Genomic DNA, 26,156 nt, shown 5'->3' on the forward strand with positions numbered 1-26,156 from the left:
GAACGGATGTGAGAAATCTTGTAATGTGGGGAACAAAGGGGATTTCTCAATCGGTGCTCTGCACCTCATTTCGAAATGACAAAAGTTGCTATGAAGAAATGAAGCCTTGATTCTTGATTCCACCCAACCCGCCCATTGTTAATTGATAATTGTTCATTGTCTACTAAACCGACACGAATTCCACGAATTCCCACAAACCTTCATACCGACTTCCGACTTCCGACTTCTGACTTCTGACTTCTGACTTCTGACTTCTGACTTCTGATGTCTTGAATCTTGGCTCTTTTATCTCACATCTCAATACTCCCATCTAATATCTACCAAAAAGAAAAGCCCCCCGCTTGCACGGAAGGCCTTTCAATAATTAACCATTAAATTTGAAGAAAATGAATTTATTTTACAAAAACATCATTAGCTACTCCATAAATATTACTTAAATTTTGATTGACCCCATCAATCCATAATGTCGGAGAATCTTCGGTTACTCCAACAGCATATACTTTCCCGTTTTTAACAAATAAAGATCTTATGTTTGTAAAAGTATCTGGCTCTCCCAAAAATGTATAATCAGATCCATTTTTGACAATAGCTCCCAGATAATGGTCTTGGGATTTTATTCTGCCACCAACATACACATCACCATTATCTACAAAAACGGTGTGTATGGATATTCCAAGATAACTACCTATTAACGCATTATTTTTCCATAATTTTCCTGCTGCCAAAGAATTTTTGATCTCGAAACCTACAACATAAACATCGTTGCCATCTATAAACACATCCGTAGCTTCGGCAATACCCTCTCCATCGGTTAAAGTTATTGGTACGCCATTTTCCCATACAGTAGCCACAGATTTACCGTTCAATCCTCTGTAGCCAACAACATATGTTTTTCCATTTCCAACTGCAACATTCAATGCATCGGATGTATCATAACCCATTGAGTTCAGTGGTTGCACCTGTCCATTCACCCATTGTACCGCATTTTTTGAATTGTTTAAGTCATTGTTATTTCTGATATTTCCTACAATATATTCAGTACCATTCTCAACAAATATCGAGTTGGCTGCATAAGCAAAAGTTTCGGAAGGTTGTGTTATGTTGCTGACATTCCCATTTTTCCAGAGCTTAATTACAGAATTTGGGGCAATGCTATCAGTCATTGCAATGTATACATCATCATTATACAAATACATGGAGGCTGCGTTAGCACTAGTACTGCCATCAGTCAGTTGGGTGACATTTCCATTGACCCACATCTTTGCAATGGATCCCAAAGGTTGTTCTTTAGTTCGTCCTACAACATAAACATTGGGATTAACCACCACAGTTACGGTCGCGCTCGCATTGTCCACGATAACGGTAATGGTGGTCTGGCCCTCTGCAACAGCGGTAACGTTGCCCTCTTGGTCCACGGTGGCCACATCGGTGTTGTCCGAGCTCCAAACGGGCGTGCTTGTCTCCTCTACGTCTGCCTCCAGTGCAAAAATGGACAGTTCCCCGGTATCGCCGGTATAGAGCTCCATGCCCTCCTTGTCCAATTCCAGTTTGGTCACCGGCCCGTCCACCACGCTTACGGTACAGGTGGCTTCCGCTCCGCCCGCGTTTGCTGTAATGGTGGCCTCACCTATTTTCAATGCGGTCACTACGCCGTCGGCGTCCACGGTGGCCACGGTCTCGTCGCTGCTGCTCCACGCCACGGTGTTCTCACCGATGTCGGTGGTCACTTCCAGCGATGCGGTATATTTAGGATAAGGATATAACGTCACCGCCTCTTCGTTCAGGGCAATGGTCAATGGGACGTCTTCTGTAACTTTGAACGTTTCGGTACTGGTGGCGGTCTTTCCGCCCACGGCAACGGATATCTTGGCGGTCGCTGCACCATCGGGTACCTTCGCCACGAGCTTGGTGGTACTGGCAGTGGTAACGCTGGCGGCCAAATTGCCGAACTTTACGGTGTTCTTGGAGGCAGTGGCATCAAAGTTGGTCCCGTTGATGGTGACCAAAGTGCCCACGGTGCCGGAAAGGGGCGTAAAGCTGGTTATCGTCGGGGCCTCATCGCCTGTCTTGGGGGTGTCGGGGGTATCGGGAGTGTCAGGGCCATCGTCCTTGCCACAGGAAAGTGCGAACAGGCAAACCGATAGGGCCGCAACGGCCCAAATACTGAATTTTTTCATATCAATTACTTTTTAAAGTTGTCGATTCCAACAAAGTAAGGACAAGCGAAGGTATTTTAGGGGCGCCAATTGACGGATGCCCCGTTTGAATTGACGGATGGGGGTTTTGGGTTTAGGAGAAGTGAGATTTTAGTATTGAGAAGTGAGAAAACGGGGTGGGTTCAGCTATCAGAGGTCGGTTGACGGTCGCTGAGCGGAGTCGAAGCGACATTTTATTGATTGTACATTGAATGGACACGAATTACACGGATTATCACGAACTATTGGCCAAGGGAAAAAAGGTGAAGGGTAAAAGGTTCCGAGTGTCATTTCGAACGGACGTAAGAAACCTTGTATTGTGGGGAACAAAGGAGATTTCTCAATTGGTGTGCTGCACCTCATTTCGAAATGACAAAAGTTGCTCCCCAATAAGAAGTTTTTCTTGGAGTTTTGGTTGTTGAATCTTTGGGAACAATCTATTTGAACCGACACGAATTTCCACAAACCTTCATACTGATTTCTGACCTCAGACTTCTGACCTCCGACTTCTGACTTCCGACTTCTGACTTCTGATGTCTTGGCTCTTGACTCCACCCAACCCACCCATTGTTAATTGATAATTGTTCATTGTCTACTGAACCGACACGAATTCCACGAATTTCCACAAACCTTCATACCGACTTCCGACTTCTGACCTCAGACCTCAGACTTCTGACTTCCGACTTCTGACTTCTGACTTCTGACCTCTGAAATCTAAAAAAGAAAAGCCCCCCGCTCACGCAGAAGGCCTTTCAATAATTAACCATTAAATTTAAAGACTATACTATTTTACGAAAATGGAAGGGCCATAAGCATTAAACTCTGCATCGGTAAGATGAAACAGTTCATCATTGACCCAATAAATAATATTTAATTTATCATTTTCATCATACACTTCACCGACCGAATAAACCTTGGAATTATGCAATGTTAAGCCTTCTATTGAGCTTTCAATTCCTACCGGTCCCGGAAGATCATAAAGCAATGCGCCATTTTTCCAAATCTGTGGCTCATAATTAACGGATAGGGCAGTATACACATCCCCATTTTCAATGTAAACATCTTCAGCAGAGGATGGTGCGGCCCCTGAAATCTCAGTGCCATTTGCCCAAATAGTGGCACTGATGTTGGGTTCACCTCCTATAAATCCTGCCACATATATGTTTTCATCACTTACAAATACCGATTGGGCTTCTGACTGTGTTTCAGAAAGAAATGTAACTTCTCCATCCTCCCACAAAGCAGCAACACTAGTGAAATTAGTAAAATCAGAGCCGACCACATAGACCACTCCTTCATGTACAAAAATGGAGTTGACCTCTACACCGTTAGTGGTTTCCGTTGGCAACAGTTCCAACATACCGTTTTTCCAGACAGCGGCCTTGGTACCGTTATCGGTTTTTATGGTCCCTGCAACATAGACAATGCTTTCACTTACAAAAATAGAGCGGGCGTTTGCAAACCCTGCAAGGGTCGTGGCAACGCCATTTTTCCAAATTTTGGCAACTTGTATATTTCCATCATATTCATTACCAACCACATAAATATCGTCACCATCCACAAATATGTCACCGGCGTAGGCATCCTTGGTTCCATCGGTAAGCTCATAAAGAACTTCCCCATTTTTCCAGACCTTGGCTACATACAGGAATTGTTCGTTCATTTCATTGCCTGAGATATAAACATTCGGGTTTACCACAATGGTGGAGGTTGCACTTGCATTGTCCACAGTAACGGTAATAACGGCCTCGCCCTCTGCCACGGCGGTAACATTGCCATCTTGGTCCACGGTGGCCACATCGGTGTTGTCCGAGCTCCAAACGGGGGTGCTGGTCTCCTCCACATCGGCCTCCAAAGCAAAAATGGAGAGTTCCCCGGTATCGCCGGTATAGAGCTCCATGCCCTCCTTGTCCAATTCCAGTTTGGTCACCGGTCCGTCCACCACGCTTACGGTACAGGTGGCTTCCGCTCCGCCCGCGTTTGCGGTAATGGTGGCCTCGCCTATTTTCAGGGCGGTCACCGTACCGTCGGCGTCCACGGTAGCTACAGTTTCGTCGCTGCTGCTCCACGCCACGGTGTTCTCGCCTATGTCGGTGGTCACTTCCAACATAGCGGTATATTTGGGGTAAGGATATAACGTCACCGCCTCTTCGTTAAGGGCAATGGTCAAGGGAACATCCTCGGTAACTTTGAACGTGTCGGTGCTGGTAGCGGTCTTCCCGCTCACGGTAACGGATATCTTCGCGGTCTCTGCGCCCTCGGGTACCTCGGCCACGAGCTTAGTGGCACTTGCAGTGCTCAAGGAAGCTACTACGTTTCCGAACTTTACGGTGTTGTTGGATTTGGTGGCATCAAAGTTGGTCCCGTTGATGGTGACCAAAGTGCCCACGGTGCCGGAAAGGGGCGTAAAGCTGGTTATCGTCGGGTTTTCATCGCCGGTCTTGGGCGTGTCGGGGGTATCGGGAGTGTCAGGGTCATCGTCCTTGCCACAGGAAAGTGCGAACAGGCAAACCGATAGGGCAGCAACGGCCCAAATACTGAATTTTTTCATATCAATTACTTTTTAAAGTTGTCGATTCCAACAAAGTAAGGGCAAGCGAAGGTATTTTAAGGGCACCAATTGACGGATGCCCCTTTTGAATTGACGGATGGGGGTTTTGGGTTTAGGAGAAGTGAGATTTTAGTATTGAGAAGTGAGAAAACGGGGTGGGCTCAGCTATCAGAGGTCGGTTGACGGTCGCTGAGCGGAGTCGAAGCGACATTTTATTGATTGTACATTGAATGGACACGAATTACACGGATTATCACGAACTTTTTATGGGGAGGCAGATCTCAGATCTCAGATTTCTGAATTCTGATATCTTGATTCTTAGCTCTTTTATCCCACATCTCAATACCAACATCTAATATCTACCAAAAAGAAAAGCCCCCACCAAAGCGAGGGCCTGTTCAACCAAATAAAAATTAGAGTAAATAAAATTTATTGTACTATCAAGTCAAAAGATTTGGCATCTTGGGAACCATCAGTAATGGTCATCTCCTCATCGTTCTTCCATAGTTTGACCACATTTTTACCACCTAAGGCTGCGAACCCGGATGCATACACATTACCAATATTGGTGTGGATAGCGTTGGCTTCCGTGTAGTTTCCACCATCAGGATGTTGATATAATACTTCCCCATTCTTCCATATCTTCGGAGCAATACCATCGTTTCCAGCAACAAATACATTGTCACCATCAACAAAAACAGATTGGGCATATCCGTTGTTGCTTCCATCGGTAAGTTCTTTCGCAAGCACATTGTTCTTCCAGATTTGAGCTACAAATTTGCCCACTTTGATTTCTGTCCCCACTGTATAGACATCGGTTCCATCCCAAACCATGGAATATGCTTCCGCGGGGTTGCTGCCATCTGAAAGATCGTGCAATACCTGAAAGTTTTTCCACACCCTAGCTTCATTTAGCTCTCCGTTGCTCTCATGTCCGGCTACGTATATATCAATACCGTCCACATGAATCGATTTACCATAGGCATTGGTAACCCCGTTGGTTACGTTTTTTAAAAGGTTGCCGTTTTTCCAAACCTTAGCTACAAAAAACCCGTCTACACTTTCCTCGCCTACAGCATATACATCGGAACCTTCAACGAATATTCCATTGGCCCGTGCCCCATTGGCGCCGTTGGTAAGCTGGTAAAGTTCTTCCCCGTTTTTCCAGACCATGGCCACATTGCCGTCATTACCGGCTGCATAGGTGTCAGCTCCAACAACGAACAAGGAATTCACTTGTGAATTGTCACTGCTGGTGCTGAGTCCTTGTTTTGTACCATTTTTCCAAATGGCCGCCACATTGTTGGTTCCATTGCTCTCATATCCTCCGATATACACATTGGGCACAATAGTCGCAACTGCATTTACAGATTGACTTCCTACCGTAGCTGTTATTGTTGCATTTCCGGCTCCCATGGCAGTTACTTTACCATTGGCATCTACCATGGCCACTTCCGGATTACTGGAGGTCCAGTTAATGGTTGCCCCTCCATTTCCGCTGGCAACAAGGATTTCGTTGTCCAAGGTGTAAAGTTCCAAGGCTGTTTTGTTCAACGCCAATACTGGGGCATCCTCTTCCACGGTAAATGTGGAGGTACTAATTGCCGTATCTCCATTGGCTGTTACGGATATTTTTCCAGTAATTGCGCCAACAGGAACAGTTACCACAAGTTTAGTGGTGGAAACGGTGGTTATTTCTGCGGCAATGTTTCCAAATTTAACCGTGTTATTGGTTTTGGTATTCCCAAAATTTTTACCATTAATGGTAACATTGGTTCCAACTTTACCGGAAGACGGGGTAAAATTGGTGATAGAGGGAGCGGGTATAGGTGCGGGAGCGTCGTCCTTACTGCACGCCAAAGCAACTATAAAAATTGAGAAAGCAAGCGATGCTTGCAACAATACTTTTTTCATAACAAAAATTTTATGGGATTATTAATTCATCGCAAAGAAATGTCAAAGTTTTGGGGCGATCTGGCACCAATTGACGTATGCCCCTTTTAAATTGACGGATAAGGGTTTTGGGTTTAGGAGAGGTGAGATTTTAGTATTGAGAAGTGAGAAAACGGGGTGGGTTCAGCTATCAGACGTCGGTTGACGGTCGCTGAGCGGAGTTGAAGCGACATTTTATTGAGTGTACATTGAATGGACACGAATTATCACGAACTTTTTATAGGGAGATCAGATTTCAGGTTTCAGAGGTCTGACTGCTGATGTCTGACATCTGATATCTTGGTTCTTGGTTCTTGAATCCACCCAACCCTATCACATTGTTTATCGCTTATTGTCCATTGTTAACTGAAAAAGTGATGACATTTCTTACTTTTACGGTTCTAAACAGAAAACTCCATACTATGAAAAAATTGCTTTTGGCCGCCATGGCAGTCTTTACGGTTTCTTTTGCTTCTGCGCAGACAGCAGAGGAGATCAAGGCCGAAATGGGACCTAAAAAAGATTCCATTGCAGCTATTCAAAAAAGGGTGAATGCCCTTCAAGCTCAGTTAGACGCCCTTCCCGGGTGGAAAATAGGTGCTTTCGGGACCATCGGCGGGAGCCTGTCCCAGTTCAACAATTGGTTTGCACAAGGAATCCCCAACAACTCATCAGGCAATATCGGATTTACGGTAAATGCCTTTGCCAATCTTAAAGAAGAAAAGTTTTTTTGGAGAAATGCCGCCAACGTCAACCTTTCTTGGGTAAAATTGGACGATAAGGATGACCCTACAGATGATGATAGCTTTCGTCAAGCTACGGATGTGTTCAATATTTCATCCTTATACGGTAGAAAACTAAGCGAAAAGTTTGCTATTTCCGGTCTTGCAGAATATAGGACCACGATACTGAGCAACTTTAACGATCCTGGCTATTTAGATCTTGGTGTGGGTGCCACTTGGACACCGATACCGGATTTGGTGGTAGTAATGCATCCACTCAACTACAACTTTGTATTCAGTAGTGAGGATACCATTTTTGAATCTTCCATGGGTGCCAAGATTGTGGCGGACTATACCAAACAACTTGGTGCAGTGAGCTTTAAAAGTAACCTATCCCTGTTCCAAAGCTATGAAAGCAGCGACCTGAGCAACTGGACCTGGACCAATTCCTTCAGCTATAAATTATGGAAAATGATAGGAGTAGGTTTTGATTTTGGTTTGAGAAACAACAAGCAAGAGACGCTTAACTATATCGTGAACAATGCCCCGACCCCCAATCCAGATGCTACCTTCGATACTATAGATAACGAACTACAGACCTACTGGACTTTAGGGCTTAGTTATAAGTTCTGATTTAAATACGAAGCATAAAAAAAGCCACCGAAACGGTGGCTTTTTTGTGGGGTGAAAATGTTTTTTATGTTTTCAAGACCATGGTCTAAGTAGGTTAAGATCGATTAAGATCTGCGTTCGACACTAAAATGACTTAAAAACAATGTGAAAGTAGGCCATGGGTGGTGATTGCCTAAACTTTTGTTGTGAAGTGTCCCAAAACTGTTGTGAAACAAATATTAAGTTGTAGTTCGTCGAAGATGTCGCCAGAATCAATACTCGTCCAAATGTTCCGGGTACAAAAAGTTGTTGTACGGAAATCGGGTTACATGGATATCGCGAACCGCATCATAAACACGTTTTCGGAACTCGTCCATGTTTTCCTTGTTGAGGGCCGATATAAAAAGTGCTTTGTCCCCAATTTTATTGAGCCAAGTTTTCTTCCACTCCTCCAAGGTAAAATGGGCGGAAGTGCGTTCTGTCACCAAATCATCCTCATCTATCTCCTCCGGACTGTACTGGTCGATTTTATTGAACACCATAATGCAGGGCTTGTCCGAACTGTCAATTTCGTCCAAAATCTGATTTACGGAGTCGATATGTTCCTCAAAATTCGGATGGGAAATATCCACTACATGCAACAGTAGGTCAGCTTCACGTACCTCGTCCAGCGTACTCTTAAAACTTTCTACCAACTGGGTGGGCAGTTTTCGAATAAATCCTACCGTATCACTTAGCAAAAAAGGAAGATTGCCCAACACCACTTTTCTGACCGTGGTGTCCAACGTGGCGAACAGCTTGTTCTCTGCGAACACTTCGCTCTTGCTGATCACGTTCATTAAAGTGGATTTACCAACGTTGGTATACCCCACCAAAGCAACCCTGACCAAAGACCCACGGTTGCCTCGCTGTGTCTCCATTTGGCGGTCTATTTTGGCCAATTTCTTTTTTAGAAGGGCAATTCGGTCACGCACAATCCGTCTATCCGTTTCAATCTCCGTTTCACCAGGCCCCCGCATACCGATACCCCCTCGTTGACGCTCCAAGTGTGTCCAAAGACCGGTCAATCGCGGTAATAAATATTCATATTGTGCCAGTTCCACCTGGGTACGGGCATAGCTTGTTTGAGCACGTTGGGCAAAAATGTCCAGAATAAGGCTGGTTCTATCCAAAACCTTGCACTTTAATAGCTTTTCAATATTGTTCTGTTGTGCAGGGGATAGTTCATCATCAAAGATAACGGAGCCGATTTCATTTTCCTTTACAAATTGGCGTACCTCTTCCATTTTACCGCTCCCAATGTAGGTCTTTGGATTGGGCACATCAATCCGTTGTACAAACCTTTTTTCAACTTCTCCGCCCGCGGTATACGTCAAAAATTCAAGTTCATCCAAGTATTCCTTTACCTTGTCCTCATCTTGGTACTGGTTCAAAACACCTATAAGTACCGCCTTTTCATATTCTATTGATTTCTTTTCTAGCATCAAATGGATTTAGACTACAAATTTACGTAATGTTTTGGAAGCTATTTTTGTACTTTGCCTTCTCTATTTGTCAACCCTTATACTTTTTTAATTGCAAAAACAGGAAAACAGATACTCCGTAGCATTTTATAACCTTGAAAATTTCTTTGATACCGTAAACGATCCGTATTTGTTGGATGATGACTTTACGCCGAACGGGTTTAAGAAGTGGAACAAGGCCAAATTTTGGAACAAGGCCAACAAAATTTCAAGGACAATTTCCGCGATAGGCTCGAACGAAAGTGATTCTCCTCCGATTTTGATCGGCTTGGCGGAGGTTGAAAATAAAAATGTGATAAAATCCTTGTTGAAATCAAAACAGCTACGAGATATCGACTACGATTTTGTGCATTTTGATTCACCCGATGAACGTGGGATAGATACGGCGCTTATCTATCATAAAAAACATTTTGGGGTAATCGGTGCCGAAACCATTCCCTTGATAGTACAGAACACCAACGGCGAGCGCGACCTTACTCGTGATATTCTTTATGTACGTGGAAAGTTGCACCAAGAGGAGGTTCACATATTCGTGAACCATTGGCCATCTCGGAGGGAGGGTGCAGAAATAACAAGCTACAAACGCATAAAGGCAGCTAACACCATACTTCAAAAAATCGACCGGATAACTGGGGATAACCCGAACGTTATTATAATGGGCGATTTTAACGATGGACCAAATTCTGAAAGTATTCAAACCCTCATGGATACCGGTCAATTGATAAACCCAATGAAAAAACTTCTGTCGCCCGTCACAGGTAGCGCCAATTACAAGAGAGCATGGAGTCTTTTCGACCAAATCCTTATTTCTCACAGTTTTTTGAACTACGAAGTAAACACCCATAGTTTTGTAAAGGCAGACATTTTTGCTCCCCGTTTCTTAAAGGAGTGGAAAGGCAGGTATAAGGGTAATCCATTTAGAACTTATGCTGGGAACAAATATTTAGGTGGGTATAGTGACCATTTTCCCGTGTACATACTCATGGATGAGAACAAAACGTAAGAGTAGGAATAAGTCTACACCACATAAAAGTTAATTTTCACAACATAAAGCGGTAAATCACTATGCATTTCATCGAATAAAGTAGGAATTTTATCGATGAATCCTACATCTCAAATTATATTCGTAGTCCAAATCTTACCTTAACTTAACTATGGATTACAGATTTCCTTTAGGGGCCAAGGGAGTGATCTTCACTATTTTACTTTCGCTTATAGGCGGAACCTCCATCCTTGCACAATCTGATTCTGCCAAAAAAAAGATCAGCGCTTCCTACGACCAAGGAAAAATGTCCTCTTTGATTTCCGAAATGGAAATGGAGCATCAGTCCAAACAAAAAAAAATAGGTGAGTTGATAAAATCCAAAGGCATCAGTGCCATGGAAAACAAAACAAACGGTACACAAACCGCATTAAAGGACATTGGTACCGATGGAACACCCCTATATTACACCACGCTTAACGATCCAGCCTCCCAAACATCCAGAGCACATACCCTTTATGACAAAGGTCTGTTGAACTTGGGACTTACCGGCACCCGTATGGAAGTGGGCGTATGGGATTCTGGGGTTGCGCTTACATCGCATCAAGAATTTGATACACGGGCCATTAATGCGGATAATGCTGTTGAGGTGAGCCTTCACGCTACTTTGGTCACAGGAAACTTGATTTCTGCCGGTGTCGAGCCCAATGCAAAAGGAGTTGCATACGGGGCCCAAGCCCTGACCCACGATTGGAGCAGGGATAAGATTGAAGTTGCCGAAGCCGCCGCGAACGGAATGCTCTTGAGCAACCATTCCTATGGGATTTTGTCGGACAGGGTGCCGGATTGGTATTTTGGGGCCTATATTAAAGTCACACAGGACTGGGACAAGATCATGTACAACGCTCCATATTATTTGATGGTGACCGCAGCGGGCAATGCCCGAACCTCCAACGACAACGAATCTCCATTTTATGGCAAAACGGCTGATGGTTTTGATCTACTATTGGGCTTTACCACCACTAAAAACGGATTGACGGTCGCCGGGGCCAATACTGAAATAGGCAGCAATGGCGAACTTAAAAAAGCCTCTGTTGCCAACTACAGTAGTTTTGGACCTATTGATGATGGGCGTATAAAGCCAGACCTTGCCGGTGATGGAGGAAACATACTTTCCACGAGTTCGGCTACCAATAGCAGTTACCAAGTTTCCGCCGGAACTTCGATGGCTGCGCCGGGAGTAACAGGGTCATTGTTGTTGTTGCAGCAGTACCACGAAGAACTTTTTGGCAGTTATATGAAAGCGGCGACCTTAAAAGGGCTTGCGCTTCATACTGCCGACGATGTTGATGCAAAGGGGCCCGACTACAAAATGGGCTGGGGAGTAATAAATGCCAAATCTGCGGCAGAAGTTCTTCAGAATAAAGATTTTACCGCTTTAGTGAACGAGGAAAGCCTATCAAACGGTGAAACCTATAGCATAACTGTAAATGCAACTGATGGTGTTCCATTGGTGGCTTCGATTTCTTGGACCGACCCAGAATCGGAAAACATAAACCGAGGCGAACTCAATAGCACTAACCCTGCTTTGGTGAACGATTTGGATATTAGGATCACCAAGAACGGAGAAACTTATTTTCCTTGGAAGTTGAATCCTGCAAAAGCCAACGATGCTGCTACCAAGGGCGACAATAAAGTTGACCCGTTTGAACGAGTTGAGGTGGAAAACGCAAAAGGCACCTACACCATTACCATTTCTCATAAGGGTAGCTTAAAGAACGGTTTTCAGGATTTTTCGCTGGTAGTTTCAGGAGCACAGATCTCCAATTGCTCTATCGATATTCCTTCTGATGTTGCATTGGAAAATTTGACGGGGGAGAGTGCTACCATTTCTTGGAGCAAAGCCGATGAAACATTGTTCGAGATCCAGTACAAAAGTATTGATGCTGACAATTGGTCGAACGAATTGATTTGGGACAACAATTTTGAACTTACCACTTTGGAAGAAGGCAAAGTATACGAGGCGCGAGTACGTTCCATTTGTACTGAAAATGCCGTTTCCGAATTTTCTGAAACCATCGAGTTTGAATTTAACGGCGAAGAAACCGTATTGATAGAGAATACGCCCATGTTTGTTCCCCAAGAATTGAACATCTCCATATTCCCAAATCCTGCTGTGGACTATCTAAATGTTGAAGCAGAACTATCCCAAGATGCAGAGTTCTCCATCGTGACCACTTCCGGCAACGTGATTAAAAAAGGGAAGACACAAGGCTCCATCAATGTATCATCCTTATCATCCGGATTGTATGTTTTGGTAGTTCAGGATTATTCCGGTATTAAAAGCACCAAGTTTTACAAGAATTAAAAAGAATAAAGATTCAAGAACCAAGACATCAGATGTCAGAAATCAGACCTCTGACTTCTGACATCTGACATCTGCCTCCCCATAAAAAGTTCGCGATAATCCGTGTAATTCGTGTCTTTTCAATGACCAATCACCAATGGGCAATAAGCAATCAAGTGAGTTATGATAGTTTTAATAAAAAAGAGTCAAAACTCCAAAGCTGGTTGGTCATTTCGAAATGAGGTGCAGCGCACCGATTGAGAAATCTCCTTTGCACTTCGCATCACTAGATTTCTCACATCCGTTCGAAATGACACTCGGAACCTTTTACCCTTCACCTTTTTCCCTTTGGCCAATAGTTCGTGATAATCCGTGTAATTCGTGTCCATTCAATGTACAATCAATAAAATGTCGCTTTGACTCCGCTCAGCGACCGTCAACCGACCTCTGATAGCTCAACCCACCCCGTTTTCTCACTTCTCAATACTAAAATCTCACTTCTCCTAAACCCAAAACCCCCATCCGTCAATTCAAACGGGGCATCCGTCAATTGGTGCCCTTGAAACACCTTCGCTTGCCCTTACTTTGTTGGCATTGATAACTTTAAAAAAGGAATTCCAATGAAAAAATTCAGTATTTGGGCCGTTGCGGCCCTATCGGTTTGCCTGTTCGCGCTTTCCTGTGGCAAGGACGATAGCCCTGACACGCCCAAGACCGGCGATGAAAACCCGACGATAACCAGCTTTACGCCCCTTTCCGGCACCGTGGGCACTTTGGTTACCATCAACGGGACCAATTTTGATGCCACCAAATCCAACAACACCGTAAAGTTCGGAAACGTGGCAGCCAGCGTTACCACAGCCAGTGCCACCAAGCTCGTGGCCGAGGTGCCCGAGGGCGCAGAGACCGCGAAGATATCCGTTACCGTGGGCGGGAAGACCGTTACCAGTAGCGACTCCTTCACCGTTACAGAGGATGTTCCCTTGACCATTGCCCTTAACGAAGAGGCGGTGACGTTATATCCTTACCCCAAATATACCGCCATGCTGGAAGTGACCACCGACATAGGCGAGAACACCGTAGCATGGAGCAGCAGCGACGAGACTATCGCCACCGTGGACACCGACGGCGTAGTGACTGCATTGAAAATAGGCGAGGCCATTATTACCGCAAACGCGGGCGGAGCGGAAGCCACCTGTACCGTGAGCGTGGTGGACGGACCGGTGACCAAACTGGAACTGGACAAGGAGGGCATGGAGCTTTACACCGGCAATACCGGGGAACTCTCCATTTTTGCACTGGAGGCAGACGTAGAGGAGACAAGCACGCCCGTTTGGAGCTCGGACAACACCGATGTGGCCACCGTGGACCAAGAGGGCAAGGTTACCGCTGTGGCGGAGGGCCAGGCCACCATTACCGTTACCGTGGACAATGCAAGTGCAACTGCAACTGTGGTGGTTTTACCGCCGACAGTGGCCGAAGTCGGCCCTTATGCCGCAGGATACTTGAACAATGGCGAAAAGAATATCGCCACGGTATGGCACAATGGAGAGGTATTTTACGAGCTGAGTGAAAATATTAGCAATGCCAATTCTATTTTCGTGGACGATAAGGTATATGTGGCCGGTACAGAAATTGACCCGGATACGTTCATCAACATGGCAAGATTGTGGGTGAACGGCCAAGTTGTCGAGCTCGAGGGAGGAGATGATTTTGGTAGCGCAACATCCGTGTTTGTTGACAACGGATCTGTGTATGTTGCCGGAAACCTAAGTAACGAAGCCGTGTACTGGAAAGATGGGGTGCTGACCTATCTGGAGTTTGACAATGAGAACCCTACCGCCACGGCAAGGGATATATTTGTGAGCGATGGCCATGTTTATGTAGCAGGAACTTACTCCGATGGAAATACAACAAAAGCGGTATTATGGAAAGATGGTGAAATCAGTTTTCATGAGGAGCAAGCCTCCGGAGCCAACTCGCTATATGTGGACGGGGACACCGTTTATATGGCAGGCTATTTAGGTAGCGGAAACAGCAGAGAAGCCACGGTTTGGGTTGATGGTGTAGTCTTCAATGCTTTTCAAGGTGTAATAAATGGAGAAGTCTTCAGCGTTGCCAATTCCGTGTATGTACATGAAGGCAACAAACATATAGTGGGCTATGTAAACAATGGCAGTAATAACTATGGCTTTTACTCAAAAAATGGTGCACTGAATTTTGATCCTTTTGATCCAACAGCACAAACCTATACCTCTATATATGTCAGTACTTCTGGAACTGATTTGTTTGGCGGATATACTCCGGACAATTTCGCTTTTGCAGGTTCATTCAGTAATAATGCCGATTTATCTTTTGCTACAGATGGATTAAACCCTGCTAGGATATACTCCGTGTTCCTTAAGGAATAAACAATATTGGTTAACCATTTATAAGATTAAGCCTTCCGTGCGAGCGGGGGGCTTTTCTTTTTGGTAGATATTAGATGGGAGTATTGAGATGTGAGATAAAAGAGGATAGACAAAAGAGCCAAGAGTCAAGAACCAAGACTCCGAACTCGATAGCAACTTTTGTCATTTCGAAATGAGGTGCAGCACACCGATTGAGAAATCTTCTTTGCCACACATTACAAGATTTCTCACATCCGTTCGAAATGACACTCGGAACCTTTTACCCTTCACCTTTTTCCCTTTGGCCAATAGTTCGTGATAATCCGTGTAATTCGTGTCCATTCAATGTACAATCAATAAAATGTCGCTTTGACTCCGCTCAGCGACCGTCAACCGACCTCTGATAGCTCAACCCACCCCGTTTTCTCACTTCTCAATACTAAAATCTCACTTCTCCTAAACCCAAAACCCCCATCCGTCAATTCAAACGGGGCATCCGTCAATTGGTGCCCTTGAAACACCTTCGCTTGCCCTTACTTTGTTGGCATTGATAACTTTAAAAAAGGAATTCCAATGAAAAAATTCAGTATTTGGGCCGTTGCGGCCCTATCGGTTTGCCTGTTCGCGCTTTCCTGCGGCAAGGACGATAGCCCTGACACGCCCAAGACCGGCGATGAAAACCCGACGATAACCAGCTTTACGCCCCTTTCCGGCACCGTGGGCACTTTGGTCACCATCAACGGGACCAATTTTGATGCCACCAAATCCAAGAACACCGTAAAGTTCGGCAACGTGGCCGCCAGCGTTACCACTGCCAGTGCCACCAAGCTCGTGGCCGAGGTGCCCGAGGGCGCAGAGACCGCGAAGATATCCGTTACCGTGGGCGGGAAGACCGTTACCAGTAGCGACTCCTTCACCGTTACAGAGGATGTTCCCTTGACCATTGCCCTTAACGAAGAGGCGGTGACGTTATATCCTTACCCCAAATATACCGCCATGCTGGAAGTGACCACCGACATAGGCGAGAACACCGTAGCATGGAGCAGCAGCGACGAGACTATCGCCACCGTGGACACCGACGGCGTAGTGACTGCATTGAAAATAGGCGAGGCCATTATTACCGCAAACGCGGGCGGAGCGGAAGCCACCTGTACCGTAAGCGTAGTGGACGGACCGGTGACCAAACTGGAACTGGACAAGGAGGGCATGGAGCTTTACACCGGCGATACCGGGGAGCTCTCCATTTTTGCCCTGGAGGCAGACGTAGAGGAGACAAGCACGCCCGTTTGGAGCTCGGACAACACCGATGTGGCCACTGTGGACCAAGAGGGCAACGTTACCGCCGTTGCTGAGGGCGAGGCTGTTATTACCGTTACCGTGGACAATGCAAGTGCAACTGCAACTGTGGTGGTGAAAACAGATGTGTTTCCCGAAGGGACAGATGTATATGTAGCAGGCAATGATGGTTCCAAACCAGTATTTTGGAAAAACGGAGAAAAGACCGTGCTCTCCGAAGAAAATGGTCTAGCAAGGTCTGTTTATGTGGACGGGGAGGATGTCTATGTGGTCGGCCAATTGAATGCGCACCCCGCCCTTTGGAAGAACGGGGAGCTTACCATACTTGCTGAGAATTCAGAGTACCTAGAAAATACGGCTGCCTCAGTTTTTGTGGACAATGGCGGCAATGTTTACGTTGTTGGACATGAATATAGAGATCCAAACTTGGTTGCGTTATTGTGGATCAATGGGGTAGAACAAGTGTTGGAATCCAGTCAAGGGTATGTTGCTAAATATGCCAATTCAGTTCAAGTACTCAACGGAGATGTATTCATTGCCGGGTCTAGCTCTGAAAACCAAGTTCTAAAGGCAACCCTTTGGACCAATGGAACACCTGCTATATTGGATGCTATCACTACAAGTCATCATACCTATGCTGTTTTTGCGGATGGCGACAACAATGTTTATGTGGCAGGAAAGGGAGGTAATCCAGGGTATGCTGCTTATTGGAATAATGGTTCCATGAAGTTTCTGCCCGACCCTATTTTTAATGGTAGTGCCCATTCTGTTTATGCCAGCAACGGCAATGTGTACTTTGCTGGATATGTTGATGATGGTACTTTTAAACCAGTACTCTGGAAGAACAACGATGCACCACAATACCTTTCCGATACTTTTGGAAGGGCAGAGGCAGTTTTTGTACATAACGACAAGGTATATGTTGCGGGGATTATGAGCGACAATGGGTACAAACCAACTTTATGGATAGATGGGGAAAAAGTGTTTTTACCCTCGGATTTCGAAGGTTATGCTTATTCGGTATTCGTAAAATAAATTCATTTTCTTCAATTTAATTATGTTAAGAAGGCCTTCCGTGAAAGCGGGGGGCTTTTCTTTTTTAGATTTCAGAGGTCAGAAGTCGGAGGTCAGAAGTCTGAGGTCAGAAATCAGTATGAAGGTTTGTGGAAATTCGTGGAATTCGTGTCGGTTTAGTAGACAATGAACAATTATCAATTAACAATGGGCGGGTTGGGTAGAATCAAGGCTTCATTTCTTCATAGCAACTTTTGTCATTTCGAAATGAGGTGCAGGGCACCGATTGAGAAATCTCCTTTGCCTCTCGCATTACAAGATTTCTCACATCCGTTCGAAATGACACTCGGAACCTTTTACCCTTCACCTTTTCCCTTTGGCCAATTGTTCGTGATAATTGGTGGAATTCGTGTCGGTTCCATTAATAGAGGGAAAAATGTTGATAACATGAGTGTCGCTTCGGCTCCGCTCAGCGACCATCAACTGACTTCTGAAAGCTAAAAACTACTTCTTGCGCTTAAACAATGGTACCGAAGAACAGGCCTCACCGTACATTACACTTTTGGCCACTTCCTGGATTTTGGCCACCGCCATGAGATAGGCGTTTTCAGGAACAGGTTTGTTGGAACACCCTTTTATGATTACGGGTTTTTCGGAAAATTCACTTACATCCAAGTTTTCCAAAATGGATTGGTAAAGTGCTGTTTCCAAGGTTTCTAAATTTCCTTGAACTATTTTTTTAGCGTAAGGTTGCAATTTGGAGGCAATCAACATAAAGGCCCACCCTGGGATAATAGCATCCGAAGAACATTGTAAAGCCACATAAGCATCTTGATACGTTGACCAATCATGCTCTTCAACATGGGCGCGAAACTCTTTTTCACGCAATATAAAGCCTTCGTAAAGCCAATCCTTAATGTCAAGTACCTTGCGCTCCCCTTTTGGATAATAATCCTCCAGATTGAAGGTAATCAACTTGCTTTGGGCTACTCTGTTTACAATTTCGCTCATTGGATTTGCGTATTGGGACTATCTAGCTTCTCAATACTAAATGCTAACATCTTTTATAACAGACCCAGTTCCAATTTAGCCTCTTCGCTCATCAATTCCTGGGTCCAAGGCGGATCGAAAGTGATTTCAACTTCAACATCCTTCAACATGTCAATGGACTTTACCTTCTCCTCTACCTCCACTGGCAGGGTTTCCGCCACAGGGCAATTGGGGGAAGTAAGGGTCATTAAGATTTTTACTTCGTATTCCTCGTTGACGAACACATCGTAAATCAATCCCAATTCGTAAATGTCCACAGGAATTTCTGGATCATATATGGTTTTGAGCACTTTAACGATCTTTTCGCCCAGCTCTTGTGTATCTATGGTGGTTTCTTCGCTCATTCTGAATTTATTTTAACTGTGTTTGATAAGCAACCGCATACAATTTTAATTGCTTGATCATACTTACCAATCCGTTTGCACGTGTTGGTGACAAATGCTCTTTTAGACCGATTTCATCAATAAATTCCACATCGGCATCGATAATGTCCTGTGGTTTTTGGTCGCTGAACGCCCGGATCAAAATGGCTATGATTCCCTTTGTGATAATGGCATCGCTATCCGCTGTAAAAACCAATTTATCGCCATCCAGTTCGGCATGCACCCATACCTTGCTCTGGCAACCTTTTATCAGGTTGTCATCTGTCTTATATTGTTCTTCTATCAATGGAAGGGATTTTCCGAGTTCTATCATGTACTCGTAACGCTGCATCCAGTCGTCGAACATGGAAAACTCCTCTACTATCTCTTCCTGTATCTCTTTTATGGTCATGCGATGGTTTTATTCAAAAGTACAACTCGGTAAGTTGTCATTCAAGTCTTTATGATAAAGATAACCTCTCGGCCTATAGCAACATGTTCCTTGCGCGCTTTACGCCCTCTACCAGCTTATCTACCTCTTCCCTGGTGTTGTAAAAGCTAAAACTGGCCCTTACCGTCCCTGGGATTTTATAGAAATCCATAATGGGCTGTGCACAGTGGTGACCTGTTCGAACGGCAATGCCCAATTTGTCCACGATGGTTCCGATATCATAAGGATGGGCACCTTCTATATTAAAGGATATCACCGATGTTTTGTGCGCTGGGGTACCGTAGATCTTTAACCCATCAATGGCAAGTAATTGCTCCGTGGCATATTGCAGTAGCTCATCTTCGTACTGGGCAATGGCATCAAAACCAATGCTGTTCATATAATCCAATGCAGCTCCAAAGGCAATACCTCCACAGATGTTGGGGGTTCCCGCCTCGAATTTATGGGGCAAATCGGCATAGGTGGTCTTTTCAAAAGTCACCTCAGCGATCATTTCCCCACCGCCTTGATACGGTGGTAATTTTTTGAGCCATTCCTCCTTGCCATACAACATTCCTACACCGGTTGGTCCACACATTTTGTGGGCGGAAACGGTATAAAAATCCACATCCAAGGCTTGTAAATCAGCTTTGATGTGTGCTGCAGCTTGAGCACCATCTATTAAAACAGCTGCTCCCACTTTATGGGCCGCCTCGATAATTTCTTCTATCGGGTTGATGGTGCCCAACGCATTGGACACATGGTTGCAAAAGACCAACTTGGTCTTATCTGACAAAAGCTTGTGGTATTCCTCAATGACCAGCTCTCCATCGAGGTTCATTGGAACCACTTTAAGGATTGCTCCTGTGCGTTCGCACAACATTTGCCAAGGCACAATATTGGAATGGTGCTCCATGGCTGAAACGATGATTTGATCGCCTTTTTTCAAGAATGATGTAAAACCGGTAGCCACCAAATTAATACCATGGGTAGTACCCGAGGTCATGATTACCTCATGGGAATGCGCAATATTGAAGTGCTTTTGGATTTTTTGGCGTGCTGCTTCGTATGCATCGGTGGCCTCTTGAGACAAGGTATGCACCCCACGATGAATATTGGCGTTGTACCCTTGGTAATAATCCACAATGACATCGATTACCTGCTGCGGTGTCTGCGAGGTAGCTGCATTGTCCAAATACACCAAAGGCTGCCCATTGACCTCTCTTTGGAGGATGGGAAAGTCTTTACGAATTGTTTGTATGTCCAATGTTTTTATAACCATTAAAAAATAAGATATCCTAAAGAAAGTTGAAACACAGAATTGTTCTCCGTTGAATCACCTATAATAGCTTTTCTATGTAGATTGGATAGCCCATAAAAGTAATTAAGCTGTATAGATGTATTGGTTGTAAAATAAAAAGTTATACCTGCCATAGCTCCATAATCCAGAAAGAAGTCACCTGATCCCTCCTGTGGCACATCTCCCTCCGCAAAATAGCCTTCTCCATCGACTTTTGTAATCACATGTTTGGAATACAATAAGAAAGCGATTTCTGGCCCCAAATCCAAACTAAGATTACTCATTAACTTATACTTGAACAATATGGGTAATGACAGATAGTTATTTCTATTAGCATATTTTATAAGTGTTTGCGTTGATGGTTGTTGAGATGGATTATCAAACTCGTTTAAATCTATTTCATTATTATAGCCTTTGGAAGACAACAGTACTCTAGGTTCCAAAGCTATCCTATCACTCAATGAAATATTTGAAAAGACTCCAAAATGATAAGCAGTTCGCCAACTATTGTTTGTAAAATCCGTTCTGTCTCCTCTAATATTGGCATAATTTAGCCCTCCGAGAACTCCAAAATTCCTTTCTTGGGCGTTCACAAATAAACTGCTCGCTAATAAAACAATTACAACAACACTTACTGATTTTTTCATATTTAATCAAACTTGAATTTAAAGCCACCTTTTAATTATTGTAGCTTTGATTAATAAAAACAGAGTAAGGTTGAAGTATTATTTAAAAAACTTATTTTCTACAGGTCAAATCCCATGCGTACACCCAATTTATCAGCGATGATTTTATTTATTCTCACCTTTAGCTCTGGAATACGAACACTCTCCAAAACATTATTGGCAAAAGCGTACATCATCAAAGCCTTGGCTTCTTTTTTCGGGATTCCCCTTGATCTTAGATAGAAGAGTGCTTCATCGTCTAGCTGACCAATGGTACATCCGTGAGAACATTTTACATCGTCCGCAAAGATTTCTAGCTGTGGTTTTGAATTGATGGTCGATTTATCGCTCAACAAAATATTGTTGTTCTGCTGAAAGGCATCCGTTTTCTGGGCAATTTTGTCCACAATGATCTTTCCATTGAACACCCCTGTGGAACTGTCGCCGAAAATGCCTTTGTAATCCTGGTGGCTCTCACAATTGGGTTGTGCATGATGAACCAAGGTATGATGATCCACATGTTGCTTGTCCCCCAAAATGGTCACACCTTTCAAGGTAGAGTCGATACGTTCTCCGTTCTGATAAAAGTTCAGGTTGTTACGAATCAATTTTCCACCCAATGAGAAAGTATGTACTCTTACTACACTACTATCCTTTTGTGAGATATAGGTATTATCCACCAAGGAAGCAGTAGGCTCATCATTCTGAACTTTGTAGTAGTCCACAATGGCATCCTTTCCGGCGAAAATCTCGGTCACGGAGTTCGTGAAGACTTCATTACCGGTCAAACTCTGGTGGCGTTCTATAATCTGAACCTCAGCGTTGTCCTCCGCAACAATCAAGTTACGGGGTTGCAACATCAAGGCTGCCTCATTGCCCGTGGCCAAATGCAAGATTTGGATAGGCTTCTTGGGCATTTTGTTCTTTGGGATGTAGATATATGCTCCTTCTTTACTGAAAGCTGTGTTCAACGAGGTCAACGACTCATCTTTAGAGGCCGCTTTGTTGAAATATACCTCGATTACCTGTTTGAACATTGGCTTACTGAAGGCGGAGCTCATCAAACAAACATCTACTCCATCATGTGTGGTCTCTGAGAGGTAAGAACTATAAACCCCATCAACAAAAACAATTTTGTAGGTATCTATTTCGTGAAGGAAGTATTTTTTCACATCCTTGTATTCCAAGGCGGTTTCATGCTTCGGAAAGATGCTGAAATCTATCTTTTGCAAGCCTTTCAACGAAGTATACTTCCAAGCTTCGTCCTTTTTGGTAGGGAAGCCCTTGGTCTCAAAATTTTTCATGGCATTGGACCTTTCTTCATGAACTGGATGATCTAAATCCAGGCCATCTTCAAAAGCCATAAAAGAGGAGACTAATTTTTCCTTTAAATCCATATTTTTTCAGTTATCAGTTGTCAGCTTTCAGCAATATGTTTTCCGAAATCTGACTTCTGAAGTCTTACATCTTATTTTATACCGCAGCTTCTTCTTTTAACCAATCGTATCCCTTTTCTTCCAATTCCAAAGCCAATTCCTTGGTTCCGGATTTTACGATTTTCCCGTTGTACAATACGTGTACAAAATCAGGTACGATATAGTCCAACAAACGTTGGTAGTGGGTAATTACAATGATGGCGTTGTCCTTGCTACGCAATTTGTTGACACCATTGGCAACTATACGAAGCGCATCGATATCCAAACCTGAATCGGTTTCGTCCAAGATGGCCAGTTTGGGTTCCATCATCGCCATTTGGAAGATTTCGTTACGTTTCTTTTCACCTCCGGAGAACCCTTCGTTCAAGGAACGTGAAAGGAATTTTCTGTCGATTTCCAACATTTCCGACTTTTCACGGATCTTCTTAAGCATTTCGTTGGCCGGCATATCCTCCAGACCTTGCGCCTTTCTTGATTCGTTGATGGCGGTCTTCATAAAATTAGTCACCGACACCCCTGGAATCTCCACTGGGTATTGAAACGACAAGAACACTCCTTTGTGGGCTCTTTCCTCTGGGGAAAGTTCTTCCAGGTCCTCACCTTCCAAAAGAATGTTTCCTTCTCCAACCTCAAACTCCTCCTGACCTGCGATTACTTCGGCCAAGGTACTTTTACCTGAACCGTTAGGGCCCATAATGGCGTGTACCTCTCCTGCGTTTACCTTTAGGTCTATTCCCTTAAGGATTTCTTTATCGTCTACGCTTGCGTGTAAATTTTTGATTTCTAGCATCTGCTTTTCTTCTGTATTATTTTAAATAATCGGGTTATTTCTCAGAATAATTTTTGATTAATAGTGTATCCTTACATTCTTTAGAGATAATACCCTGCTTGAATCTAGCACGGCAATGTCTACAACTTTTTTTTCACTAAAATGATTTATCTCAAAAAGAGGGGAATTGGTTCTATTATCAAATATGGTATCATTTATATTAAGCCTGAATTCGTTCAAATCCACCCAATCGAAACTAATCTTACTATTTTGTTCGTCTTTTAATTCAATCTGTGATTTAGAAACATTTATAAAGAAGCTATCATTCATATAAGGGTCTTTTACATACCATTCCTTCCCTTCTTTCTTTTTTAGATATAGTATTGATTTTTTATAGTAATGTTTCCATACATCAATCTCTCCTTTTTCGTCTAATTGATAGTTTATACGGTCCATGGTTATTATAGCTTCTTTATGTTTTGCATCTTCTAGATTAACCGCAAACAACAAAATCAAAAAAAAATACTTCTCTAACATCTCTCTTTTTATCCCACTGAACCTTCCAAACTGATTTCCAATAGCTTTTGGGCTTCTACGGCAAATTCCATTGGAAGTTTGTTCAATACTTCCTTACTAAATCCGTTTACGATCAGGGCAATGGCCTTTTCGGTATCGATTCCCCTTTGGTTGCAATAGAAAATCTGGTCTTCCCCAATTTTACTGGTGGTGGCCTCGTGTTCTATCTGTGCAGATTTATTTTTGACTTCTATATATGGGAACGTGTGTGCTCCACAACGGTTACCCATCAACAGGGAATCGCATTGGGAGAAATTCCTTGCATTTTCCGCACGACTGTTCACCTGCACCAATCCGCGGTAGCTGTTTTGCGACTGACCTGCGGAAATACCTTTGGAAATGATGGTACTTTTGGTGTTCTTTCCCAAATGAATCATTTTGGTCCCGGTATCCGCTTGTTGGAAGTTGTTGGTCACTGCGATGGAATAGAATTCTCCAATAGAATAATCCCCCTTCAAAATACACGATGGGTATTTCCATGTTACCGCAGAACCTGTCTCAACCTGTGTCCATGAAATTTTGGCGTGCTTTTCGCACAATCCACGTTTGGTCACAAAGTTGTACACCCCTCCTTTTCCTTCCTTGTTGCCAGGGAACCAGTTTTGAACGGTGGAGTATTTGATTTCCGCATTGTCCAAAGCTATTAGTTCCACAACGGCTGCGTGCAATTGGTTTTCGTCTCGCATAGGTGCGGTACATCCTTCCAAATAACTCACGTAACTGCCTTCTTCTGCCACTACCAAGGTTCTCTCGAACTGGCCTGTTCCCGCTTGATTGATTCGGAAATAGGTGGAAAGTTCCATAGGACACCTTACGCCTTTAGGGATGTAGCAGAAAGACCCATCGGAAAATACTGCTGAATTCAATGCTGCATAAAAGTTATCCTTTTGCGGCACAACGGTTCCGAGATATTTTTTGACTAGTTCAGGGTGTTCCTGAATGGCTTCGGAAATGGAGCAGAAAATAATTCCCTTTTCGGCCAATGTCTTTTTGAAAGTGGTGGCCACGGAAACAGAGTCCATTACGATGTCCACCGCAACACCTGCCAGCTTTTTCTGCTCATCCACGGAGATTCCCAACTTTTTGAAGGTATCCAACAATTCTGGGTCCACCTCGTCCAAGCTATTGTACTTGGGTTTTTTATTGGGTGCGGAATAGTAGGAGATGTCCTGAAAGTCCGGCTTTTTGTAGGTTACGTTGGCCCACTCCGGCTCTTCCATTTCCTTCCAAGCACGAAAAGCTTCCAACCGCCACTCCGTCATCCACTCGGGTTCTTCCTTCTTTTTGGAGATGGCAATAACGATTTCCTCGTTCAATCCTTTGGGAAAGGTGTCCGATTCAATGTCGGTATAGAAACCGTACTCGTACTCTTTGGTCTCCAGTTCTTTTTTTAATTCTTCCTCTGTATAAGCCATATATCTTTAAGTTAGCCAATTACAGGCCTTTTGTCAATGTTTATAGTGAAAAACTTTCTCCACATCCGCAGGTTCTTTGGGCGTTGGGGTTGTTGAACACAAATCCCTTTCCGTTTAAACCTCCAGAATATTCCAATGTAGTGCCTACCAAATACAAAAAGCTTTTTTTGTCGACAATGATTCTTACATCATTATCTTCAAAAATCTTATCTGTATCCGTTGCAGAATTGTCAAACGTCAATTCATAAGACAATCCACTGCACCCTCCGCTCTTTACGCCAACACGCACATAATCCTTGGTAGCATTAAAACCTTCCTCGGTCATAAGCGATACCACTTTGTGCCTTGCTGATTCTGAAACCTTAATCATCTTACTTGAATTTAATCTAAATAGCCTACAAATATACTGTATATGTAGGGTTTTACCATGGCAACTAACATTATTATAACGAATGATTCCATAGGTGTTTCTTATGGAAAACAAAGCTGATTTACGGTAAGTCGCATCAATGGCGTATTCCCAACAATTTACTATGATTTTTGATACGCTTTCCCCAAAAAAATTTTATACCCCTCCGGACACCAGAAT

The 26,156-nt window shown here is 43.9% G+C and carries 20 protein-coding genes; 5 read left to right on the plus strand and 15 right to left on the minus strand.

What is annotated here, in order from left to right; all coding sequences use genetic code 11:
• Window positions 1-392: 392 nt before the first annotated feature.
• From GUA46_RS01295 to GUA46_RS01305, 3 genes are all read right to left on the minus strand, one after another.
• Entirely contained in the window at window positions 393-2,177 is a 1,785-nt protein-coding gene (locus tag GUA46_RS01295; protein WP_108245517.1) for an Ig-like domain-containing protein, read from the minus strand.
• A gap of 802 nt (window positions 2,178-2,979) precedes the next feature.
• Window positions 2,980-4,746 (minus strand): Ig-like domain-containing protein, encoded by a 1,767-nt coding sequence (locus GUA46_RS01300; RefSeq protein WP_176618984.1) that lies wholly within the window; start codon window positions 4,744-4,746, stop codon window positions 2,980-2,982.
• A 429-nt stretch (window positions 4,747-5,175) separates the two neighbouring features.
• A complete protein-coding gene (locus GUA46_RS01305) occupies window positions 5,176-6,660 on the minus strand; it encodes an IPT/TIG domain-containing protein (protein ID WP_176618985.1) in 1,485 nt (494 codons plus the stop codon).
• Window positions 6,661-7,100: 440 nt separating this feature from the next.
• Here GUA46_RS01305 and GUA46_RS01310 point away from each other — a divergent pair, with 440 nt between their 5' ends.
• On the plus strand, window positions 7,101-8,033 hold the full coding sequence (locus tag GUA46_RS01310) for a DUF3078 domain-containing protein (protein ID WP_176618986.1): 933 nt from the start codon (window positions 7,101-7,103) through the stop codon (window positions 8,031-8,033).
• A gap of 251 nt (window positions 8,034-8,284) precedes the next feature.
• On the opposite strand, the gene hflX is transcribed toward GUA46_RS01310, so the two are convergent.
• Complete coding sequence (gene hflX, locus GUA46_RS01315; protein ID WP_108245520.1) at window positions 8,285-9,496, minus strand: GTPase HflX; 1,212 nt, start codon at window positions 9,494-9,496, stop codon at window positions 8,285-8,287.
• Window positions 9,497-9,587: 91 nt separating this feature from the next.
• Between hflX and GUA46_RS01320 the strand changes: the two genes are divergently transcribed.
• Together GUA46_RS01320 and GUA46_RS01325 are read left to right on the plus strand one after the other, a co-directional pair.
• Complete coding sequence (locus GUA46_RS01320) at window positions 9,588-10,538, plus strand: endonuclease/exonuclease/phosphatase family protein (RefSeq protein WP_176618987.1); 951 nt, start codon at window positions 9,588-9,590, stop codon at window positions 10,536-10,538.
• A 151-nt stretch (window positions 10,539-10,689) separates the two neighbouring features.
• Window positions 10,690-12,885, plus strand: a complete 2,196-nt coding sequence (locus GUA46_RS01325; protein ID WP_176618988.1) for a S8 family serine peptidase — start codon at window positions 10,690-10,692, stop codon at window positions 12,883-12,885.
• 185 nt (window positions 12,886-13,070) lie between these two features.
• Here the strand turns inward: GUA46_RS01325 and GUA46_RS01330 are convergent, their stop codons facing one another.
• Window positions 13,071-13,253, minus strand: a complete 183-nt coding sequence (locus GUA46_RS01330) for a hypothetical protein (RefSeq protein WP_176618989.1) — start codon at window positions 13,251-13,253, stop codon at window positions 13,071-13,073.
• Between the two features lie 231 nt (window positions 13,254-13,484).
• On the opposite strand from GUA46_RS01330, the gene GUA46_RS01335 reads away from it, so the two are divergent.
• Together GUA46_RS01335 and GUA46_RS01340 are read left to right on the plus strand one after the other, a co-directional pair.
• On the plus strand, window positions 13,485-15,275 hold the full coding sequence (locus GUA46_RS01335; RefSeq protein WP_176618990.1) for an Ig-like domain-containing protein: 1,791 nt from the start codon (window positions 13,485-13,487) through the stop codon (window positions 15,273-15,275).
• A gap of 552 nt (window positions 15,276-15,827) precedes the next feature.
• Window positions 15,828-17,585 (plus strand): Ig-like domain-containing protein, encoded by a 1,758-nt coding sequence (locus GUA46_RS01340; RefSeq protein WP_176618991.1) that lies wholly within the window; start codon window positions 15,828-15,830, stop codon window positions 17,583-17,585.
• 483 nt (window positions 17,586-18,068) lie between these two features.
• Here GUA46_RS01340 and GUA46_RS01345 read toward each other — a convergent pair whose 3' ends face one another.
• The 10 genes from GUA46_RS01345 to GUA46_RS01390 all read right to left on the minus strand — a co-directional run bounded on the left by GUA46_RS01345 (window position 18,069) and on the right by GUA46_RS01390 (window position 25,937).
• A complete protein-coding gene (locus GUA46_RS01345; RefSeq protein WP_176618992.1) occupies window positions 18,069-18,575 on the minus strand; it encodes a DUF2480 family protein in 507 nt (168 codons plus the stop codon).
• Between the two features lie 53 nt (window positions 18,576-18,628).
• Window positions 18,629-18,958, minus strand: a complete 330-nt coding sequence (locus tag GUA46_RS01350) for an iron-sulfur cluster assembly protein (protein ID WP_108245524.1) — start codon at window positions 18,956-18,958, stop codon at window positions 18,629-18,631.
• A 7-nt stretch (window positions 18,959-18,965) separates the two neighbouring features.
• Window positions 18,966-19,388, minus strand: coding sequence for a SufE family protein (locus GUA46_RS01355; protein WP_176618993.1), 423 nt, complete (start codon window positions 19,386-19,388; stop codon window positions 18,966-18,968).
• Between the two features lie 73 nt (window positions 19,389-19,461).
• Entirely contained in the window at window positions 19,462-20,688 is a 1,227-nt protein-coding gene (locus GUA46_RS01360) for an aminotransferase class V-fold PLP-dependent enzyme (protein ID WP_313790847.1), read from the minus strand.
• Window positions 20,688-21,353 carry a porin family protein gene (locus GUA46_RS01365; protein WP_176618995.1) on the minus strand — a complete coding sequence of 222 codons (666 nt, stop codon included), beginning with the start codon at window positions 21,351-21,353 and terminating at the stop codon, window positions 20,688-20,690. The genes GUA46_RS01360 and GUA46_RS01365 overlap by 1 nt, the downstream gene beginning before the upstream one ends.
• Before the next feature lie 98 nt (window positions 21,354-21,451).
• Window positions 21,452-22,768, minus strand: a complete 1,317-nt coding sequence (gene sufD / locus GUA46_RS01370; protein WP_176618996.1) for a Fe-S cluster assembly protein SufD — start codon at window positions 22,766-22,768, stop codon at window positions 21,452-21,454.
• A gap of 76 nt (window positions 22,769-22,844) precedes the next feature.
• On the minus strand, window positions 22,845-23,597 hold the full coding sequence (gene sufC / locus GUA46_RS01375; protein WP_176618997.1) for a Fe-S cluster assembly ATPase SufC: 753 nt from the start codon (window positions 23,595-23,597) through the stop codon (window positions 22,845-22,847).
• Window positions 23,598-23,654: 57 nt separating this feature from the next.
• On the minus strand, window positions 23,655-24,113 hold the full coding sequence (locus GUA46_RS01380) for a hypothetical protein (protein WP_176618998.1): 459 nt from the start codon (window positions 24,111-24,113) through the stop codon (window positions 23,655-23,657).
• An 8-nt stretch (window positions 24,114-24,121) separates the two neighbouring features.
• Window positions 24,122-25,567 carry a Fe-S cluster assembly protein SufB gene (gene sufB / locus GUA46_RS01385; protein WP_108245529.1) on the minus strand — a complete coding sequence of 482 codons (1,446 nt, stop codon included), beginning with the start codon at window positions 25,565-25,567 and terminating at the stop codon, window positions 24,122-24,124.
• Between the two features lie 40 nt (window positions 25,568-25,607).
• Window positions 25,608-25,937: a HesB/IscA family protein gene (locus tag GUA46_RS01390; protein ID WP_108245530.1), complete on the minus strand. Its 330-nt coding sequence runs from the start codon at window positions 25,935-25,937 to the stop codon at window positions 25,608-25,610.
• Between the last annotated feature and the right edge of the window lie 219 nt (window positions 25,938-26,156).

Source organism: Flagellimonas chongwuensis (assembly GCF_013376415.1).
Lineage (GTDB): Bacteria > Bacteroidota > Bacteroidia > Flavobacteriales > Flavobacteriaceae > Flagellimonas > Flagellimonas chongwuensis.

Bases quoted from the DNA above. Each gene is read 5' to 3' on its own strand.
- GUA46_RS01355 (WP_176618993.1), bottom strand. From the start codon at position 19,388: ATGACCATAAAAGAGATACAGGAAGAGATAGTAGAGGAGTTTTCCATG.
- GUA46_RS01380 (WP_176618998.1), bottom strand. From the start codon at position 24,113: ATGTTAGAGAAGTATTTTTTTTTGATTTTGTTGTTTGCGGTTAATCTA.
- GUA46_RS01390 (WP_108245530.1), bottom strand. From the start codon at position 25,937: ATGATTAAGGTTTCAGAATCAGCAAGGCACAAAGTGGTATCGCTTATG.
- GUA46_RS01340 (WP_176618991.1), top strand. From the start codon at position 15,828: ATGAAAAAATTCAGTATTTGGGCCGTTGCGGCCCTATCGGTTTGCCTG.
- GUA46_RS01295 (WP_108245517.1), bottom strand. From the start codon at position 2,177: ATGAAAAAATTCAGTATTTGGGCCGTTGCGGCCCTATCGGTTTGCCTG.
- GUA46_RS01305 (WP_176618985.1), bottom strand. From the start codon at position 6,660: ATGAAAAAAGTATTGTTGCAAGCATCGCTTGCTTTCTCAATTTTTATA.
- GUA46_RS01310 (WP_176618986.1), top strand. From the start codon at position 7,101: ATGAAAAAATTGCTTTTGGCCGCCATGGCAGTCTTTACGGTTTCTTTT.
- GUA46_RS01325 (WP_176618988.1), top strand. From the start codon at position 10,690: ATGGATTACAGATTTCCTTTAGGGGCCAAGGGAGTGATCTTCACTATT.
- GUA46_RS01345 (WP_176618992.1), bottom strand. From the start codon at position 18,575: ATGAGCGAAATTGTAAACAGAGTAGCCCAAAGCAAGTTGATTACCTTC.
- hflX (WP_108245520.1), bottom strand. From the start codon at position 9,496: ATGCTAGAAAAGAAATCAATAGAATATGAAAAGGCGGTACTTATAGGT.
- GUA46_RS01360 (WP_313790847.1), bottom strand. From the start codon at position 20,688: ATGGTTATAAAAACATTGGACATACAAACAATTCGTAAAGACTTTCCC.
- sufB (WP_108245529.1), bottom strand. From the start codon at position 25,567: ATGGCTTATACAGAGGAAGAATTAAAAAAAGAACTGGAGACCAAAGAG.
- GUA46_RS01350 (WP_108245524.1), bottom strand. From the start codon at position 18,958: ATGAGCGAAGAAACCACCATAGATACACAAGAGCTGGGCGAAAAGATC.
- sufD (WP_176618996.1), bottom strand. From the start codon at position 22,768: ATGGATTTAAAGGAAAAATTAGTCTCCTCTTTTATGGCTTTTGAAGAT.
- sufC (WP_176618997.1), bottom strand. From the start codon at position 23,597: ATGCTAGAAATCAAAAATTTACACGCAAGCGTAGACGATAAAGAAATC.
- GUA46_RS01335 (WP_176618990.1), top strand. From the start codon at position 13,485: ATGAAAAAATTCAGTATTTGGGCCGTTGCGGCCCTATCGGTTTGCCTG.
- GUA46_RS01300 (WP_176618984.1), bottom strand. From the start codon at position 4,746: ATGAAAAAATTCAGTATTTGGGCCGTTGCTGCCCTATCGGTTTGCCTG.
- GUA46_RS01330 (WP_176618989.1), bottom strand. From the start codon at position 13,253: ATGGACACGAATTACACGGATTATCACGAACTATTGGCCAAAGGGAAA.
- GUA46_RS01365 (WP_176618995.1), bottom strand. From the start codon at position 21,353: ATGAAAAAATCAGTAAGTGTTGTTGTAATTGTTTTATTAGCGAGCAGT.